General features: G+C 57.4%; 18 protein-coding genes and 1 riboswitch. Of the genes, 6 read left to right on the top strand and 12 right to left on the bottom strand.

Going from position 1 to position 16,574, the window contains the following annotated elements; translation table 11 throughout:
* Window positions 1-5 precede the first annotated feature (5 nt).
* On the top strand, window positions 6-1,112 hold the full coding sequence (locus ACTJJI_RS02770; RefSeq protein WP_014831156.1) for an ABC transporter permease: 1,107 nt from the start codon (window positions 6-8) through the stop codon (window positions 1,110-1,112).
* Here ACTJJI_RS02770 and ACTJJI_RS02765 read toward each other — a convergent pair.
* Window positions 1,074-1,484 (bottom strand): YbhQ family protein, encoded by a 411-nt coding sequence (locus tag ACTJJI_RS02765; protein ID WP_440652953.1) that lies wholly within the window; start codon window positions 1,482-1,484, stop codon window positions 1,074-1,076. The genes ACTJJI_RS02770 and ACTJJI_RS02765 overlap by 39 nt on opposite strands.
* 133 nt (window positions 1,485-1,617) lie before the next feature.
* Here ACTJJI_RS02765 and ACTJJI_RS02760 point away from each other — a divergent pair, with 133 nt between their 5' ends.
* From ACTJJI_RS02760 to ACTJJI_RS02750, 3 genes are read left to right on the top strand one after another with little or no spacing between them, the layout of a single operon-like run.
* Window positions 1,618-2,379, top strand: coding sequence for an endonuclease/exonuclease/phosphatase family protein (locus ACTJJI_RS02760; RefSeq protein ID WP_014831154.1), 762 nt, complete (start codon window positions 1,618-1,620; stop codon window positions 2,377-2,379).
* Complete coding sequence (gene clsB / locus ACTJJI_RS02755) at window positions 2,376-3,614, top strand: cardiolipin synthase ClsB (RefSeq protein ID WP_014831153.1); 1,239 nt, start codon at window positions 2,376-2,378, stop codon at window positions 3,612-3,614. Before ACTJJI_RS02760 ends, clsB begins: the two co-directional genes overlap by 4 nt.
* A complete protein-coding gene (locus ACTJJI_RS02750; RefSeq protein ID WP_013097488.1) occupies window positions 3,614-4,576 on the top strand; it encodes a lysylphosphatidylglycerol synthase domain-containing protein in 963 nt (320 codons plus the stop codon). The genes clsB and ACTJJI_RS02750 overlap by 1 nt, the downstream gene beginning before the upstream one ends.
* A gap of 105 nt (window positions 4,577-4,681) precedes the next feature.
* On the opposite strand, the gene ACTJJI_RS02745 is transcribed toward ACTJJI_RS02750, so the two are convergent.
* The 6 genes from ACTJJI_RS02745 to moaA form a co-directional block, all read right to left on the bottom strand.
* Window positions 4,682-5,389 carry a Bax inhibitor-1/YccA family protein gene (locus ACTJJI_RS02745; RefSeq protein WP_014831151.1) on the bottom strand — a complete coding sequence of 236 codons (708 nt, stop codon included), beginning with the start codon at window positions 5,387-5,389 and terminating at the stop codon, window positions 4,682-4,684.
* Between the two features lie 58 nt (window positions 5,390-5,447).
* The gene (moaE, locus tag ACTJJI_RS02740; RefSeq protein ID WP_050859859.1) at window positions 5,448-5,900 is read right to left on the bottom strand and encodes a molybdopterin synthase catalytic subunit MoaE; all 453 of its coding nucleotides are present in this window, start codon (window positions 5,898-5,900) and stop codon (window positions 5,448-5,450) included.
* Window position 5,901: 1 nt separating this feature from the next.
* Window positions 5,902-6,147 (bottom strand): molybdopterin synthase sulfur carrier subunit, encoded by a 246-nt coding sequence (gene moaD, locus ACTJJI_RS02735; protein ID WP_014831149.1) that lies wholly within the window; start codon window positions 6,145-6,147, stop codon window positions 5,902-5,904.
* Window positions 6,140-6,625 carry a cyclic pyranopterin monophosphate synthase MoaC gene (gene moaC, locus ACTJJI_RS02730; protein ID WP_047362375.1) on the bottom strand — a complete coding sequence of 162 codons (486 nt, stop codon included), beginning with the start codon at window positions 6,623-6,625 and terminating at the stop codon, window positions 6,140-6,142. Before moaC ends, moaD begins: the two co-directional genes overlap by 8 nt.
* A 3-nt stretch (window positions 6,626-6,628) precedes the next feature.
* Window positions 6,629-7,141 (bottom strand): molybdenum cofactor biosynthesis protein B, encoded by a 513-nt coding sequence (gene moaB / locus ACTJJI_RS02725; protein ID WP_013097493.1) that lies wholly within the window; start codon window positions 7,139-7,141, stop codon window positions 6,629-6,631.
* 24 nt (window positions 7,142-7,165) lie between these two features.
* Window positions 7,166-8,155 (bottom strand): GTP 3',8-cyclase MoaA, encoded by a 990-nt coding sequence (gene moaA / locus ACTJJI_RS02720; protein WP_048338818.1) that lies wholly within the window; start codon window positions 8,153-8,155, stop codon window positions 7,166-7,168.
* A riboswitch (molybdenum cofactor riboswitch) is annotated at window positions 8,143-8,277 on the bottom strand. It overlaps the preceding gene by 13 nt.
* A 226-nt stretch (window positions 8,278-8,503) precedes the next feature.
* Here moaA and yvcK point away from each other — a divergent pair.
* Complete coding sequence (yvcK, locus tag ACTJJI_RS02715; protein WP_014831146.1) at window positions 8,504-9,412, top strand: uridine diphosphate-N-acetylglucosamine-binding protein YvcK; 909 nt, start codon at window positions 8,504-8,506, stop codon at window positions 9,410-9,412.
* A gap of 62 nt (window positions 9,413-9,474) precedes the next feature.
* Here yvcK and uvrB read toward each other — a convergent pair whose 3' ends face one another.
* Window positions 9,475-11,490 carry an excinuclease ABC subunit UvrB gene (gene uvrB, locus ACTJJI_RS02710; protein ID WP_013097496.1) on the bottom strand — a complete coding sequence of 672 codons (2,016 nt, stop codon included), beginning with the start codon at window positions 11,488-11,490 and terminating at the stop codon, window positions 9,475-9,477.
* Window positions 11,491-12,241: 751 nt separating this feature from the next.
* On the opposite strand from uvrB, the gene ACTJJI_RS02705 reads away from it, so the two are divergent.
* Window positions 12,242-12,964: an ABC transporter ATP-binding protein gene (locus tag ACTJJI_RS02705; protein ID WP_063412253.1), complete on the top strand. Its 723-nt coding sequence runs from the start codon at window positions 12,242-12,244 to the stop codon at window positions 12,962-12,964.
* On the opposite strand, the gene bioD is transcribed toward ACTJJI_RS02705, so the two are convergent.
* Genes bioD through bioB form a run of 4 tightly spaced genes read right to left on the bottom strand, consistent with a single transcriptional unit; the run spans window position 12,927 to window position 16,554 of the window.
* Window positions 12,927-13,628: a dethiobiotin synthase gene (bioD, locus tag ACTJJI_RS02700; RefSeq protein WP_395999818.1), complete on the bottom strand. Its 702-nt coding sequence runs from the start codon at window positions 13,626-13,628 to the stop codon at window positions 12,927-12,929. The genes ACTJJI_RS02705 and bioD overlap by 38 nt on opposite strands.
* Window positions 13,621-14,376, bottom strand: coding sequence for a malonyl-ACP O-methyltransferase BioC (gene bioC, locus ACTJJI_RS02695; protein WP_118283156.1), 756 nt, complete (start codon window positions 14,374-14,376; stop codon window positions 13,621-13,623). The genes bioD and bioC overlap by 8 nt, the downstream gene beginning before the upstream one ends.
* Window positions 14,360-15,517, bottom strand: a complete 1,158-nt coding sequence (bioF, locus tag ACTJJI_RS02690; protein WP_440652946.1) for an 8-amino-7-oxononanoate synthase — start codon at window positions 15,515-15,517, stop codon at window positions 14,360-14,362. Before bioF ends, bioC begins: the two co-directional genes overlap by 17 nt.
* Window positions 15,514-16,554: a biotin synthase BioB gene (gene bioB, locus ACTJJI_RS02685; protein ID WP_014831141.1), complete on the bottom strand. Its 1,041-nt coding sequence runs from the start codon at window positions 16,552-16,554 to the stop codon at window positions 15,514-15,516. Before bioB ends, bioF begins: the two co-directional genes overlap by 4 nt.
* Window positions 16,555-16,574: the final 20 nt, after the last annotated feature.

Genomic DNA, 16,574 nt, shown 5'->3' with positions numbered 1-16,574 from the left:
CGAACATGTTTCACCGTTTATGGACGTTAATACGCAAAGAGCTGCAATCGCTGCTACGCGAGCCGCAAACCCGCGCCATTCTGGTGTTACCGGTGCTCATCCAGGTGTTTCTGTTCCCTTTTGCCGCCACGCTTGAGGTAACCAACGCCACCATCGCGATTTACAACGAAGACAACGGTAAACATTCCGTCGAGCTGACCCAGCGCTTTGCCCGGGCGAAGGCGTTTACCCATATCCTGCTGCTGAAAAGCCCGCAGGCGATCCAGCCGACCATCGATACCCAGAAAGCGCTGCTGCTGGTGCGTTTTCCGGCCGATTTTTCCCGCAATCTGGACACCTTCCAGCCCGCGCCCATGCAGTTGATCCTCGACGGGCGTAACTCCAACAGCGCCCAGATTGCCGCGAACTACCTGCAACAGGTGGTAAAGGATTATCAGCAGGAGCTGATGGAGGGAAAACCGAAGCCCAACAACAGCGAGCTGGTGGTACGTAACTGGTACAACCCAAACCTGGACTACAAATGGTTTGTGGTGCCCTCGCTGATCGCCATGATCACCACCATTGGGGTGATGATCGTCACCTCCCTGTCCGTCGCCCGCGAACGCGAGCAAGGTACGCTCGATCAGCTTCTGGTCTCCCCGCTGGCGACCTGGCAAATCTTCGTCGGTAAAGCGGTTCCCGCCCTGATTGTTGCCACGTTCCAGGCCACGATCGTGCTGGGCGTAGGGATCTGGGCCTACCAGATCCCGTTTGCCGGGTCGCTGGCGCTGTTCTACTTCACGATGGTGATCTACGGGCTGTCGCTGGTCGGGTTTGGCCTGCTGATTTCCGCGCTCTGCTCCACGCAGCAGCAGGCGTTTATTGGGGTGTTTGTCTTTATGATGCCGGCCATCCTGCTCTCCGGGTATGTTTCGCCAGTTGAGAATATGCCGGTGTGGTTACAGGATCTGACGTGGATAAACCCGATTCGTCACTTTACGGATATCACCAAGCAAATTTATCTGAAGGATGCGAGTCTGGATATTATCTGGGGAAGTTTGTGGCCGCTACTGGTCATAGCGGCCACGACGGGTTCAGTGGCGTACGCGATGTTTAGACGCAACATTGCGTAGCTTTTTCTCTTTGGCCAGCAAAGAGACCACCGCAGGCCCTGCAAGAATGGCCAGACCGGCCAGCGCCAGCAGCAGGTTGTTTTGCAGCACGCGGGACAGCAGCCACAGCACAATCATCGCGGCACCAAAATACCAGGTGGTGGTGAGCTCTTCGAGCACATCACCCACCTCGCGCCAGCGCGCTTCATGATGGCGCTGCAGGAACAACATCGACAGCACGGTGACGCCATAGAGGACGCATAGTCCTAAGCCAACACGCACCAGCGTGCCGCTCATCCAGCCCATCACCAGTACGACCACGACCAGTAAATGCAACATTATCTGCCAGCAACTTAGACCTGTTGCGACACGAACACGTTGTTGCCACTTCATGGCTTCTCTCCTGAAGGATTTTTCTCTGCTTAATCAGACTACCGCACTTTACGGAAAATTCCGTAACACCGCATCTTTTTGTGACGACGACTACACTTTATTTTCATCGGGATAGTCACTCAGGAAGGAGCTTATGACCAAAAAAATGCAGCATTTCTCGCTTAAAGTGCTGACGATAAACATTCATAAAGGCTTCACAGCATTTAATCGCCGCTTCATTTTACCGGAGCTGCGCGACGCGGTTCGCACCGTCAGCGCGGACATTGTCTGCCTGCAGGAAGTGATGGGCGCGCACGAGGTCCATCCGATGCACTTCGAAAACTGGCCCGACACGCCCCACTACGAATTTCTGGCCGACACCATGTGGAGTGATTACGCTTACGGCCGCAATGCGGTCTATCCTGAAGGTCATCACGGAAATGCGGTGCTGTCGCGTTATCCTATTGAACATTACGAGAACCGGGACGTCTCCGTCGGCGAAAGCGAAAAGCGTGGGCTACTTTACTGCCGTATCACCCCGCCAGACCTCGATTTTCCGGTACATGTTGGCTGCGTCCATCTTGGTCTGCGGGAAGCGCACCGGCAGGCGCAGCTGCAGATGCTGGCCGAGTGGACCAACGCCCTGCCCGACGGTGAACCGGTGGTGGTGGCTGGCGATTTTAACGACTGGCGGCAGCGAGCTAACCATCCCCTGAAAGTGGAGGCCGGGCTGGAGGAGATTTTCACCCGCGCACACGGCAGACCTGCGCGCACGTTTCCGGTGCGTTTCCCGCTGCTGAGACTTGACCGCATTTATGTGAAAAACGCCCATGCCAGCAGCCCGACCGCGCTGGCGTTGCTTAACTGGCGCCACCTTTCCGACCATGCCCCGCTGAGCGCGGAGATCCACTTATGAAATGTACCTGGCAGGAAGGCAACCGGATCACGCTGCTGGTCAACGGGGACGAATATTACCCCGCCGTTTTTGATGCGATAGACCGCGCGCAGCATAAAGTGATCCTCGAGACCTTTATCTGGTTTGAAGATGAGGTTGGCAAACAGTTGCACAGCGTGCTGCTGCGCGCCGCCCAGCGCGGCGTCAAAATTGAAGCGCTGCTGGATGGCTATGGCTCGCCCGATCTTAGCGATGCGTTCGTGAATGAGCTCACTGCCGCAGGCGTCGTGTTTCGCTACTACGATCCCGGCCCTCGCCTGTTCGGCATGCGTACCAATCTCTTTCGCCGGATGCACCGCAAAATCGTCGTCGTTGATGAGACGGTGGCGTTTGTCGGTGGCATTAACTACTCCGCCGAGCATATGTCTGACTACGGCCCGGAGGCCAAGCAGGATTACGCCATCCGCATCGAAGGGCCTGTGGTTCAGGACATTTTGCTGTTTGAACTGGAAAACTTGCCCGGCAAAGAGGCCGCCCGACGCTGGTGGAAGCGCCGTCATCGCCCGGAAGAGAACCGGAAGCCCGGCGAAGCGCAGGCGCTGTTCGTCTGGCGGGATAACGGCGAGCACCGGGACGATATTGAGCGCCACTACCTGAAAATGCTGGCGAATGCCAAACGCGAAGTGATCATCGCCAACGCCTACTTCTTCCCGGGCTACCGGCTGCTGCACGCCATGCGCAGTGCTGCCCGACGCGGCGTCCGCGTGAAGCTGATTGTACAGGGCGAGCCGGATATGCCCATCGTCAAAGTCGGCGCGCGACTGCTCTATAACTACCTGCTCAAAGGCGGAGTGCAGATCTACGAATACCGTCGCCGACCGCTGCACGGCAAAGTCGCGCTGATGGACGATCACTGGGCAACCGTCGGCTCCAGTAACCTCGATCCGCTGAGCCTGTCGCTCAACCTGGAAGCGAACCTGATCATTCACGATCGCCAGTTTAACCAGACCCTGCGGGATAACCTGCAGGGGCTGATCGTGAACGACTGCGTGCGCGTGGATGAGTCCATGGTGCCTAAACGCACCTGGTGGAATCTGGGGATCAGCGTAGTGGTGTTCCACTTCCTGCGCCATTTCCCGGCGATGGTAGGCTGGCTGCCGGCGCATACCCCGAAACTTGCGCTGGTGGATCCGCCTGTTCAACCCGAGATGGAAACCCAGGACCGCATTGAGGCGGAAGATGGAGGGAAAACCTGATGTCTAAATCGCATCCACGCTGGCGAATGGCGAAAAAGATCCTGACCTGGCTGTTTTTTATTGCCGTTGCGGTGCTGCTGGTGGTTTACGCGCAAAAGGTGGACTGGGAAGAGGTGTGGAAAGTCATCCGCAACTACAACCGGATGGTTCTGCTGGGAGCGGTTGGGCTGGTGATTGTCAGCTATCTGATGTACGGCTGCTACGACCTGCTGGGCCGCGCCTACTGCGGCCACAAGCTGGCAAAACGCCAGGTCATGCTGGTGTCGTTTATCTGCTACGCCTTTAACCTGACGCTCAGCACCTGGGTTGGGGGGATTGGCATGCGCTATCGCCTGTACTCGCGCCTGGGACTGCCCGGTGGGACCATCACGCGTATATTTTCGCTGAGCATTACCACCAACTGGCTGGGTTATATTCTGCTGGGCGGGGTGATCTTTACCATCGGCGTGGTGCAGTTGCCCGCACACTGGTATATCGATGAAGCCACGCTGCGGATTTTGGGTTTCGCGCTCCTGCTCATTATCGCCCTGTATCTCTGGGCCTGCGCCTTTGCCAGACGCCGCCATATGACCATCAAAGGGCAAAAGCTGGTGTTACCCTCATGGAAATTTGCCGTGCTGCAGATGGCGGTCTCCAGCGCCAACTGGATGGCGATGGGGGCAATTATCTGGCTGCTCATTGGTGAAGATGTGAACTATTTCTTCGTGCTGGGGGTGCTGCTGGTGAGCAGTATCGCCGGGGTGATCGTCCATATTCCGGCCGGGATTGGGGTCCTGGAAGCGGTATTTATCGCCCTGCTTGCCGGAGAACATGTATCTCATGGGACGATTATCGCCGCCCTGCTCGCCTACCGCATGCTCTATTACTTCCTGCCGCTGGCGCTGGCCACGGTCTGTTATCTGGTGCTTGAGAGCCGGGCGAAGAAGCTAAGAGCGAAGAACGAGAAGGCGATGGCAAAATAAAAGCAAAACGGCAACTTTGTTGCCGTTTTTAGTGTTTGTTCCCTCTCCCGTGGGAGAGGGTCAGGGTGAGGGCACCAGACCGCACCGCCACCTCGCAAAGCTACCTTAGCGACGGTTGCCGAAAATACGCAGCAGCATCAGGAACAGGTTGATGAAATCCAGATACAGCGTCAGGGCGCCCAGAATTGAGTATTTACGCAGGTTGGAACTGTCGCGCACGTCAATCTGCTCGCCGATGTTTTTCAGCTTCTGAGTGTCGTAGGCGGTTAAGCCAACGAAAATCACCACCCCGATATAGGTCACCGCCCACATCAGCGCGTCGCTCTTCAGCCACAGGTTCACCAGCGACGCCAGCACAATCCCGATAAGCCCCATGAACAGCATGTTGCCGAGACCGCTGAGGTCACGTTTGGTGGTGTAACCGTACAGGCTCATCACACCAAACATCCCGCCGGTGACCACAAAGGTGCTGGCAATAGAGGAGTAGGTATAGACGATGAAAATGCTGGAAAGCGTCAGCCCCGTCAGTGCCGAATAGAGCATAAACAGGGTGGTCGCCATCCCGGCACTCAGCTTCTGTACCAGCCCGGAGAGCACAAACACCAGTGCCAGTTGCGCAATGATCAGCCCAAAGAAGGTGATTTTGCTGGAAAAGATAAACATCATCAGTTCAGGGGTATTGGCCGCATACCACGCGATAAATGCGGTAAGCAGTAAGCCCACCGTCATCCAGCCATAAACCTGAGCCATATACGTCTGCAGGCCGCTACGGGTCTGCTGTACTATCGAATCGGAACGCGGAAATCGGTCCATGATTCACTCCTGATTAAGTAGACACACACGTTAAGACTAACACATCCACATAAACCTGTTACCAACGGCTGGCGGCCTGTTTGTCGCTGTCGCGCGATTCAACCCACCGATCCCCCTCCGGCGTTGCTTCACGTTTCCAGAACGGGGCTTTGGTTTTCAGGTAATCCATGATGAACTCCCCGGCGGCAAACGCGCTGCCGCGATGGGCGCTGGTCACCCCCACGAAAACGATCTCCTCGCCCGGCCACATCTCACCGATGCGGTGGATAACCGTCACACGCCCGAGCGGCCAGCGGCCTCGCGCCTCTTCGACGATCGCAGCCAGAGATTTTTCGGTCATGCCCGGATAGTGTTCCAGCGTCAGCGCTTTTACGCTGTCGCCAAGGTTGTGGTTACGCACTTTACCGGTGAAGGTCACCACAGCACCGTCTTCATCGCGCTCTGCCAGCCAGTGATATTCCGTACCGACGTTAAAACGCTCAGGGCCAACCAGAATTCGCGTATCAGCCATCTCAACCCCCCGTCACCGGTGGGAAGAAGGCCACTTCATCACCTGCCGCCAGCGGATGGGTAAACTCCACCAGCGTCTGGTTGACGGCGGCCAGCAGCTTCCCTTCATCCAGCGCCAGCGCCCAACGGTCGCTTTGCGCCGCCAGATGCGCACGCAGTGCGGCAACGTCTTTAAACGTCGCGTCCAGCGTCAGGCTGTCGGTATTTACCAGTTCACGCACCTGAGCAAAAAAGAGCACCTTAATCATGGCTGCCCACCTTAAAATCACCGGATTTGCCGCCGCTTTTCGCCAGCAGACGAACCGGGCCAATCACCATATCTTTCTGCACCGCTTTGCACATATCGTAGATGGTCAGCGCAGCAACAGACGCCGCCGTCAGCGCTTCCATCTCCACGCCCGTTTTACCGGTTAAACGACACAGCGATTCGATGCGCACGCGGTTGTGCTCTGGCTGGGCCTGAAGATTGACCTCCACCTTGCTGAGCATCAGCGGGTGGCAGAGCGGAATTAAGTCCCAGGTGCGTTTCGCCGCCTGGATCCCGGCGATGCGGGCAGTGGCAAAGACATCACCCTTATGGTGGCTGCCGTCGATAATCATCGCCAGGGTGTCTGGCAGCATGGTAACGAACGCTTCGGCACGCGCCTCGCGGACCGTTTCGGCCTTGGCGGAAACGTCCACCATATGCGCTTCGCCAGCGGCGTTAATGTGGGTCAGTTGCGACATAGCTTATTTCTTTAAATGGGGATGAAAATTACACGGACGGGTGCGGGCATCCAGCTGCGGGGCGATAATGTTGTCCCACGCGGTGCGGCAGGCTTTGGTCGAGCCCGGCATGGCGAATATCAGGGTGTTGTTCGCCATGCCCGCCACCGCACGTGACTGCAGCGTCGAGGTACCAATCTCTTCAAACGACAGCATGCGAAACACTTCGCCGAAGCCTTCCACTTCGCGATCGAACAGCGGGATAAGCGCCTCTGGCGCCTGGTCACCTGCGGTAAAACCGGTGCCGCCGGTGATCAACACCACCTGCACCTCATCGCTGGCAATCCACTGGGAGACCTGCGCGCGTATGGCGTAACGGTTCTCTTTGACGATCGCTTTATCGACGATCTTATGCCCGGCGTCATGGGCGGCTTCGCGCAGCCAGTGGCCGGAGGTGTCATCCTCTTCGCCACGACGATCGGAAACGGTAAGGATGGCAATACGTGTCGGGATAAATTCCGCGCTGACCTGACTCATCTTCTGGTTCCTTCTTAAGCCTGATTACCCGCCAATGTATGACAGGTTCTGAGTAATGCCGGTGTTGCCCTGATGCAGGAAGTGGGTCTGTTTTTTATGCGTCAGCGCCTCAGAAATACGCGCTTCCAGCGCGGCCTGTTGCGCATCGTCTTCCAGCAGATCGCGAAGGTTAACGCCGCCATCCCCGAACAGACACAGATGCAGTTTGCCCACCGAGGAGACGCGCAGGCGGTTACAGCTGGCGCAGAAATCTTTCTCGTAAGGCATGATAAGCCCAATCTCCCCTTCGTAATCCGGGTGACAAAAGACCTGCGCCGGGCCGTCGCTGCGCTGGCGGATCTGGTGGATCCAGCCGCGTTTCAGCAGCTCATCGCGCAACACCATGCCGGAGATGTGATGACGGCGGAACAGTTCGCTGCCCTCCCCCGTCTCCATGAGCTCAATAAACCGCAGTTGAATGGGGCGGGATTTGATCCACGCCAGGAAGGTATCGAGCTGATGATGGTTTACGTCACGCATCAGCACGGTGTTGACTTTGACCTTATCGAACCCGGCGGTAAAGGCGGCATCGATACCGTCCATCACCTGCTGGAATTTATCCTGGCCGGTAATGGCGTGAAACTGACGGGCATCCAGGCTGTCCACGCTGACGTTAATGGCCGTTAAGCCCGCATCACGCCAGGTGGCGACATCGCGCGCCATACGGTAGCCATTGGTGGTCACCGCAATCTGACGGATACGTTCGTTTTCACGGACAGCGGCAATAATGTCGGGGAAATCACGACGTAAAGAGGGTTCGCCACCGGTCAGACGCACCTTTTCCGTGCCGAGTTCCGAGAACGCACGCGTAACGCGGCGAACTTCATCCACGGAGAGAAAGCCGTTATTGGTGACGCTGCCCGGTTTGTAGCCGTCGGGCAGACAGTAGGTGCAACGGAAGTTGCACACATCGGTAATCGACAGACGTAAGTAGTAAAACTTACGCGCGAAAGCATCAGTAAGTTGTGAAGCCATGTACACCTTTCCAGATACGGGAGGCACAGTCATTTCTTTCTGTACCCTGGTGGCATAGTTGCCACGGCCAGGGCGCCATATCTTTCGACACAGGCGCCAGGGCTAGAGTGTATGTTTTCAAATATGAAAACGTGGTTATGGCGATAGTAGCGCGTAAATCACCCTTTCGCCATTACCGCTTAACGCTATATAAATATGTATATAGCGACCAGATCGTGCATTTTCGTTACAGAATACGCCAAAACAGCAGATTCGCATTGATATACGTCATTTTGCCCTGGCTGAGGCATCGTCTTTTAGGGGTAGTTAGGGTACTGTTACGCAGATCGAACGTGATAAGGAATAGGTATGCGCAATCGCACTTTTGCGGATCTTGACCGGGTAGTGGCACTGGGCGGAGGCCACGGTCTGGGCCGTGTGATGTCCTCTTTGTCGTCACTCGGGTCAAGACTGACAGGGATAGTAACAACAACGGATAACGGCGGCTCTACGGGGCGGATCCGACGTGCAGAAGGCGGCATTGCCTGGGGCGATATGCGTAACTGCCTGAACCAGTTAATTACCGAACCGAGCGTCGCCTCGGCGATGTTTGAGTACCGTTTTGGCGGTAACGGGGAGCTTTCCGGGCATAACCTTGGAAATTTGATGCTTAAAGCGCTGGATCACCTGAGCGTGCGCCCGCTGGAAGCGATCAATCTCATCCGTAATCTGCTCAAAGTGGATGCGTTCCTGATCCCGATGTCTGAACAACCGGTCGATTTGATGGCCATCGACGTGGAAGGGCATGAAGTGTACGGCGAAGTGAACATCGACCAGCTTACGCTGCCGCCGAAAGAGCTGATGACTTACCCGGCCGTTCCCGCCACGCGCGAAGCGGTTGAGGCCATCGCCGAGGCGGATTTGATCCTGATTGGCCCGGGCAGTTTTTACACCAGCCTGATGCCGATTTTACTGGTGAAAGAGCTGGCGCAGGCCCTGCGCAGAACGCCCGCCCCGATGGTGTACATCGGTAATTTAGGCCGCGAATTGAGTCCGGCAGCGGCCAGCCTGTCGCTTGCGGATAAACTGGAGCTGATGGAGCAGTACGTCGGGAAGAAAATCATCGATGGGGTTGTCGTAGGACCGAAAGTCGATGTGTCGGGTATTGGCGATCGCGTGGTGATTCAGGAGCCGCTGGAAGCGAGCGACATTAAATACCGTCATGACCGTCACCTGTTGCGTGACGCGCTGGAGAAGGCGATTCAGGAGTTGGGTTAGGCTCGTTTTGTGCGGCCTGATGCCCTCTCCCACAGGGAGAGGGCGAAAACACGCTGCTTTACCTAAGATGCGGCGATGAAAAGATCCCGCAGCTGATGCAACTGGTCGCGAATTTGCGCTGCCTCTTCGAACTCCAGGTTCTGGGCGTGCTGCATCATCTGCGCTTCCAGCTCGTGGATTTTCTGCTGCAGCGCTTTCGGCGTCAGCGCGACGGTATCTTCTTCCACCACGGAACGCGCCTTGCCGCGCCCTTTCGCTTTGGTCTTCGCAATGTTCTGACCCAGCGCCAGAATATCCACCACCTTCTTGTTCAGACCCTGCGGAGTAATGCCGTGCTCTTCGTTGTAGCGCTGCTGTTTCTCGCGACGGCGTTCCGTTTCGCCAATCGCTTTCGCCATCGACGGGGTGATTTTATCGCCGTAGAGAATCGCTTTACCGTTGACGTTACGTGCGGCGCGGCCAATGGTCTGGATCAGCGAGCGCTCTGAACGCAGGAAGCCCTCTTTGTCGGCGTCAAGGATGGCCACCAGCGAGACTTCCGGCATATCCAGACCTTCTCGCAACAGGTTGATCCCCACCAGCACGTCAAACTCGCCCAGACGCAGGTCGCGGATAATCTCCATACGCTCCACGGTATCGATATCCGAGTGCAGATAACGCACCTTCTCGCCGTGTTCTTCAAGGTATTCGGTCAGGTCTTCCGCCATACGTTTGGTCAACGTGGTGACCAGCACGCGCTCGTTGATTGCCGAACGGGCGCGGATCTCGGAGAGCAGATCGTCCACCTGGGTCGCAACCGGACGCACTTCAATGACCGGATCCAGCAGCCCGGTTGGACGAACCACCTGGTCAACCACCTCATCGCCCGATTTCTCCAGCTCGTAGTTGCCCGGCGTCGCCGAAACGTAAATGGTTTGCGGTGCCAGCGCTTCAAACTCTTCAAACTTCATCGGACGGTTGTCCAGCGCCGACGGCAGGCGGAAGCCGTACTCCACCAGCGTCTCTTTACGCGCGCGGTCACCGCGATACATCCCGCCGATCTGCGGGATCGTGACGTGGGATTCGTCGATCACCAGCAACCCGTCCGCCGGAAGGTAGTCAAACAGCGTCGGCGGCGGCTCGCCCGGCCCACGACCGGAGAGGAAACGTGAGTAGTTTTCGATACCGGAGCAGTAGCCCAGCTCGTTCATCATCTCCAGATCGAACTGGGTACGCTGGCTTAAGCGTTGCTCTTCGAGCAGCTTGTTGTTCGCCAGCAGCACCTTACGGCGTTCCGCCAGCTCCTCTTTGATCTCTTCCATCGCCTGCACAATACGCTCGCGTGGTGTCACGTAGTGCGTTTTTGGATAGATGGTGTAGCGCTGAATGACGGACTCGACGTGGCCTGTAAGCGGGTCAAACAGCGACAGGCGCTCCACCTCTTCATCAAACAGCTCAACGCGCAGTGCAATATCGTCCGATTCCGCCGGGAAGATATCGATAACCTCGCCGCGCACGCGGAACGTACCGCGCTGGAACGCCTGATCGTTACGGGTGTACTGCAGCTCTGCCAGACGGCGCAAAATCGCACGCTGATCGATAATCATCCCCTGCGTCAGGTGCAGCATCATCTTGAGGTAGAGATCCGGGTCGCCCAGGCCGTAGATGGCAGATACCGACGCGACCACCACCACATCACGACGCTCCAGCAGCGCCTTCGTCGCCGACAGACGCATCTGCTCAATGTGTTCGTTCACCGAGGCATCTTTCTCGATAAAGGTGTCAGAGCTCGGCACATAGGCTTCTGGCTGGTAGTAATCGTAATACGAGACGAAATACTCGACGGCATTCTCCGGGAAGAACTCTTTCATCTCGCCGTACAGCTGCGCCGCCAGCGTTTTGTTGGGCGCCAGCACCATGGTGGGGCGTTGCAGGTCAGCGATAACGTTGGCGATGGTGAAGGTTTTCCCCGAACCGGTCACCCCCAGCAGCGTCTGGTGTGCCAGCCCATCTTCCAGCCCTTCTTCAAGACGACGGATCGCCTCAGGCTGGTCGCCTGAAGGACGGAAAGCGGAATTCAATTTGAACGGTTTACTCATGGGCGACAACCTGGTGATGTAAAAAGCGGCAGGTGAGTAATTTTACTCGTTGTGGCCAGGAATGCCAGTAAAAAACACTGGATGAAAAACCAGTAGCATGTCAGGATATTTAGCATAGCGCCCGGATGATTAGCGCGTTCCCGGTCAAAATTTAGACTGAGACAACATAAAACACCAGTCCTACCCGGTTATCCCCAGAACATTTTCATTTTTAACATTTGTCAAGTCAGGTAATGATAGTTTTATGGCAACAGGTGACACTTTCATTACGGCAATTGATTTTATCTAACCAATTAAATAATAAGCGATATTTTCTTAAGCCGTGTTTCGCGTCAATTTGGGCGTAAGCCGCGTCTTCTCTCGCTTATCGCGTGTTTTCTAACTCTAATGCACATGGTTATCCACAGGAATAGTGGATAACTGCGTCCAGCCCATGCAGACTGCCGCTCAGCAAAGTCCCGGTTTTTCCCACGAAGCGGCGACAAAAAATTTTTATAGCTAATTTTTGCTGATAATCAGTTGAGTCATTCATAACCAACCGATGAGATCTTGCTCACAATTCAGCCATTTCGGGCCCTGCACCACCGCTAACAGTTCCGGCACTGAGACAGTGCAATCAGGTTATCGATCGGTCGTTTTGCGACGGCATTATCCTAAAAAAGCCGCTTTTTTAATCAGTTCAACGGTTCTGGCAGGAGATTTGCAGATTCATTAACGAGCCTCACCCACATACCTTTTTAAGGAGAGAAAGATGTTGAGTCTGCGTGCAGTCAATCAGTTTTACGGAAACCAACATACGCTATGGAATGTCGATTTGGATTTACCACAGGGCTTATGCACAGGGGTGATTGGCCTGCCCGGCATGGGGAAAACCACCCTCATCAACTGCATCACCGGCGCGTTACCGGTCGAGAGCGGAACCATCGTCTGGCACGAAGCCGGTGCGCCCCCCTGCGATTTACTGCGTCAGAGGCCGGATCAACGCGTGCTGCCGGGGATTGGCTACGTGCCACAGGACCGACGGATTTTTTCGCAACTGACCATTGAGGAAAACTTGCACATCGCCATGCGGGCGACGGGGGCAACGGACTCGGGCGCAAAAAGCGATGTCTATGACCTGTTCCCGCAACTGTGGGCACTGCGACAGATTCGGGCGAACGGGCTCTCCCCGGACGATCAGTATCAGCTGGCGCTGGCTAACGCGCTGGTCAACCGACCGCGGGTATTGATTCTGGATGAGCCACTGCAGGGCGCAGGGTACAGCTTTGCTCAGAAGCTGGGCCATCTGCTGGCGCGACTCAATCGTGAGCTGGGGATGACGGTGTTATTAGCCGAGCAGCAGCTGTCGTTTATCCGCCGGGTAGCGGATCGCTTCTGTATGCTTTATCGCGGGCGTAACGTGGCCCAGGGCCACGTTACCGAGCTGGATGACGAGCTTATTGCCCACTGGATGTCGCGGGAAGCAAGGCACTGAGGTCGAGGTAATGCCCGCTGTCGGCGTGCTCAGCACCGTCCGCGAGCCACGGGATCTCCCCAAGGAACGGCGCGGGAAGCACCCGCCTGAGCGTGGTCAGATACTCCTGATGACGCTTACCGGGTGCGACCACGTCGTTGGCTATCCAGCCCGCCAGACGCAGCCCGGCCTGCTGAACGGCCTGTGCCGTTAACATGGCGTGGTTGATACAGCCGAGCTTCACCCCGACCACGAGGATCACCGGAAGCTGCTCGCGCTGGACCCAGTCAGCAAACGTCAGCTCGTCCGACAGCGGCGTAAACCAGCCGCCCGCCCCTTCCACCAGCACCCAGTCAGCCTGGCGTTCCAGTGCGCGCAGGCCGTCCGAGAGCACGGAAAACGCGATGGGGCGGCCTTCGTCGGCGCTGATAATGTGCGGCGACGTCGGCTCGGCAAAGGTGTAGGGATTCACCACCGCATAGTCCAGCGGCAGCGTGCTGTTACGCTGTAGCGCCAGCGCATCGGTATTGCGTAATCCCTGTGCCGTCATCTCACTTCCGGAGGCGACGGGCTTGTACCCGGCGGTGGTTTTGCCCTGCAGACGTGCCGCCTGCAACAGCGCGGAACTGGCCACCGTTTTACCCACTTCGGTATCCGTTCCGGTGACAAAATAACGTTCAGTCACGTTCGATAATCCCATGATAGAGTTGATAAGAGAGCGGGAACGTGCCCCGCCGCTGCGGCCAGGCCAGCTCCAGACGCTGCAACTGCCCGCGCGTGAGTGGTTTTCTCTCGCGTCCGGCATGCAGATGCGTAGCGCCAATGCCCTTCAGCGAGCGCATGGCGCTGAACGCATCGCTAAAGTTCAGCGTGATGGTTTGTACCTGGCTGCGAAAGCGCCAGCCCGTCAGCGCGTCCGTCACCTGGTCATACGCTAAAAAGCGGTTGGCGTGCGGCTGTTCGTCTACCGCTTTCCACGCCTGATTCAGCTCGGGCAGCGAGCTTTCCAGCAGGGTAGTAAAGGCCACCTTTCCGCCCGGACGCGCCACGCGATACAGCTCGTTTAACGCCTGCGAAAGGCTGCTGCACCACTGTACCGCCAGGTGACTCCACACCAGATCGAACTGCGCATCCGGCAGCGGAAGCGACTCAATATCGCCAGACAGATAGCGGTCCGCCGCCTGCTGCTGTTGCGCCTCGAACAGCATCTGCTCAGAGAGATCGAGTGCGGTGACGTGGCTTCCCGCGTCGCGCCAGTAGCGGCTGTTGCCGCCGGGGCCGCATCCGGCATCCAGTACGAACGGAAAACTGCGCTCATCGAGTAGCTCAAGCAGCCCCTGAGCGCTCTGACGCTGAAGCTCATCATGTTGCGAATAACTGCGCGCAGCCCGGCCAAACGCCGCCGCAATGGCCTGTTTATTGACTGGCGACATGGAGAGCCTCCAGCAGCGCATCGATATCTTCCGCTGTGTGCGCCGCCGTCAGCGTCAGGCGCAGACGCGCCGTACCCGGCGGCACGGTGGGCGGACGGATGGCCGTGACCCACATTCCCCGTTCGCGCAGCGTCTGTGCCAGCGCGAGCGCGCGGCCGTTTTCCCCCACGATAACGGGCTGGATGGCGCTCTGCGAATCGGTGCTTTGGAAAGGAAGCCGATCCAGACCCTGACGGAAACGCTGAATATGTTCTGCCAGACGCGCGCGCCGTTCAGACCCCTCTTCACCGCGGATCACCTCCAGCGAGGCAGAAAGCGCCACCGCCTGCGCAGGCGGCATACTGGTGCTGTAAATCAGATGGCGGGCGAACTGCAGCAGATAATCGGCAACGGACTCGCTGCACAGCACGGCGGCCCCGCTCACGCCAACGCCTTTGCCAAAGGTGATGATCAGCAGTTCCGGCTTCACGCCTTGCTGACTGGCGCTACCGCGACCTTCCTCCCCCATCACGCCAATACCGTGGGCATCATCCACCAGCAGCCAGGCGTTTTGCTGTTTCGCAACGTCAGACAGCGCACGAAGCGGCGCGCTGTCGCCATCCATGCTAAACACCCCTTCCGTCACCACCAGCTGTTGTCCGGCACAGGGTTTATCCAGCAGCGTGGCGAGTGAAAGCGCATCGTTGTGGGCAAAGCGCCGCAGCTGTGCCGGGCTGAGACTCGCCGCCTCCAGCAAGGAGGCATGGCTTAAGCGGTCCGCGGCGATACGATCGTCCTTGCCCATCAGCGCGGCAATCACCGCCTGATTGGCGGCAAAGCCGGAGATGAACAGCAGCGCGCGCGGATAGCCCAGCCAGTCGGCAAGCGTCTCTTCCAGCGCCTGATGTGCTGTCGTATAGCCGCTGACGTGCCCCGAACCGCCACTGCCCACGCCGTAGTGTTCCGCCCCCTGCTGCCAGGCGCGGACAATCGCCGGATGCTGGCTCAGGCCGAGATAATCATTGCTGGAAAAATTACAGTACTGCCGCCGGGCGTGGGTCAGAAAACGACCTGCACCGTTTTCCACTACCCTGCGAACGCGAAAAGCGTCCCGTGCCCGGCGCGCTTCCAGCGCGGATTGAATACGAGCCTGCCAGGTCATACGGATGCCGCGTTGTAAAACTGTTCGGTATCGGCGTTGAAAATCTGCTGCTCCAGCTGCTGCTGTTGCTCGTTATCTCCCGCCAACACCTCGGTCTGATGCGGGTTCAGCCCCAGTTTGCGGAACAACTGGACGTCTTTGTCCTCTTCCGGGTTCGGCGTGGTCAGCAGCTTGCAGCCGTAGAAGATGGAGTTAGCGCCAGCCATAAAGCACATCGCCTGCGTCTGCTCGTTCATCTGTTCGCGACCGGCAGAAAGGCGGACGTATGAGGTTGGCATCATGATGCGCGCGACCGCGATGGTGCGGATAAAATCAAACGCATCGACATCCTCGTTATCCGCCAGCGGCGTGCCTTTGACCTTTACCAGCATGTTGATTGGCACGCTTTCCGGTGGGGTCGGCAGGTTCGCCAGCTGCAGCAGCAAACCGGCGCGATCTTTCACCGTTTCACCCAGCCCCACAATCCCGCCTGAGCACACTTTGATGCCCGCTTCGCGCACTTTGTCCAGCGTATCCAGACGCTCCTGATAGGTACGGGTGGTGATGATGTTGCCGTAAAACTCTGGCGAGGTGTCGAGGTTGTGGTTGTAGTAATCCAGCCCTGCAGCAGACAGGCGCTGCGCCTGCTCTTCGTTCAGCGTGCCGAGGGTCATACAGGCTTCCAGCCCCATCTCTTTGACCCCTTTCACCATCTGCTCCAGGTACGGCATGTCGCGATCGTGTGGGTTTTTCCATGCCGCCCCCATGCAGAAACGGGTAGAGCCCGCGTTTTTCGCCTTACGCGCGGAGTCGAGCACCTGCTCCACTTCCATCAGACGTTCGGATTCCAGCCCGGTTTTATAGCGCGCGCTCTGCGGGCAATATTTGCAATCTTCCGGGCAGGCACCGGTCTTGATCGACAGCAGCGTACTGACCTGAACATGGCGCGGATCGAAGTGCTGACGATGCACCTGTTGGGCTTCGAACATCAGCTCCAGGAAAGGTTTATTGAATAATTCAGTGACTTGCGACATCGTCCAGCGTGCGTGGTGAGCCATGGGGCTTCTCCAAAGGGTTT

It is taken from the genome of Enterobacter sp. 22466 (assembly GCF_052044775.1).
Lineage (GTDB): Bacteria > Pseudomonadota > Gammaproteobacteria > Enterobacterales > Enterobacteriaceae > Enterobacter > Enterobacter dissolvens.
The sequence above is the reverse complement of the archived record's forward strand: the minus strand, read 5'-3'. Positions and strand labels throughout refer to the sequence as shown.

Bases quoted from the DNA above. Each gene is read 5' to 3' on its own strand.
- clsB (WP_014831153.1), top strand. From the start codon at position 2,376: ATGAAATGTACCTGGCAGGAAGGCAACCGGATCACGCTGCTGGTCAAC.
- moaC (WP_047362375.1), bottom strand. From the start codon at position 6,625: ATGTCGCAACTGACCCACATTAACGCCGCTGGCGAAGCGCATATGGTG.
- ACTJJI_RS02745 (WP_014831151.1), bottom strand. From the start codon at position 5,389: ATGGACCGATTTCCGCGTTCCGATTCGATAGTACAGCAGACCCGTAGC.
- ACTJJI_RS02760 (WP_014831154.1), top strand. From the start codon at position 1,618: ATGACCAAAAAAATGCAGCATTTCTCGCTTAAAGTGCTGACGATAAAC.
- bioF (WP_440652946.1), bottom strand. From the start codon at position 15,517: ATGACCTGGCAGGCTCGTATTCAATCCGCGCTGGAAGCGCGCCGGGCA.
- moaE (WP_050859859.1), bottom strand. From the start codon at position 5,900: ATGGCTGATACGCGAATTCTGGTTGGCCCTGAGCGTTTTAACGTCGGT.
- ACTJJI_RS02750 (WP_013097488.1), top strand. From the start codon at position 3,614: ATGTCTAAATCGCATCCACGCTGGCGAATGGCGAAAAAGATCCTGACC.
- yvcK (WP_014831146.1), top strand. From the start codon at position 8,504: ATGCGCAATCGCACTTTTGCGGATCTTGACCGGGTAGTGGCACTGGGC.
- moaD (WP_014831149.1), bottom strand. From the start codon at position 6,147: ATGATTAAGGTGCTCTTTTTTGCTCAGGTGCGTGAACTGGTAAATACC.
- moaB (WP_013097493.1), bottom strand. From the start codon at position 7,141: ATGAGTCAGGTCAGCGCGGAATTTATCCCGACACGTATTGCCATCCTT.
- uvrB (WP_013097496.1), bottom strand. From the start codon at position 11,490: ATGAGTAAACCGTTCAAATTGAATTCCGCTTTCCGTCCTTCAGGCGAC.
- bioB (WP_014831141.1), bottom strand. From the start codon at position 16,554: ATGGCTCACCACGCACGCTGGACGATGTCGCAAGTCACTGAATTATTC.
- bioC (WP_118283156.1), bottom strand. From the start codon at position 14,376: ATGTCGCCAGTCAATAAACAGGCCATTGCGGCGGCGTTTGGCCGGGCT.
- ACTJJI_RS02705 (WP_063412253.1), top strand. From the start codon at position 12,242: ATGTTGAGTCTGCGTGCAGTCAATCAGTTTTACGGAAACCAACATACG.
- ACTJJI_RS02765 (WP_440652953.1), bottom strand. From the start codon at position 1,484: ATGAAGTGGCAACAACGTGTTCGTGTCGCAACAGGTCTAAGTTGCTGG.
- moaA (WP_048338818.1), bottom strand. From the start codon at position 8,155: ATGGCTTCACAACTTACTGATGCTTTCGCGCGTAAGTTTTACTACTTA.
- ACTJJI_RS02770 (WP_014831156.1), top strand. From the start codon at position 6: ATGTTTCACCGTTTATGGACGTTAATACGCAAAGAGCTGCAATCGCTG.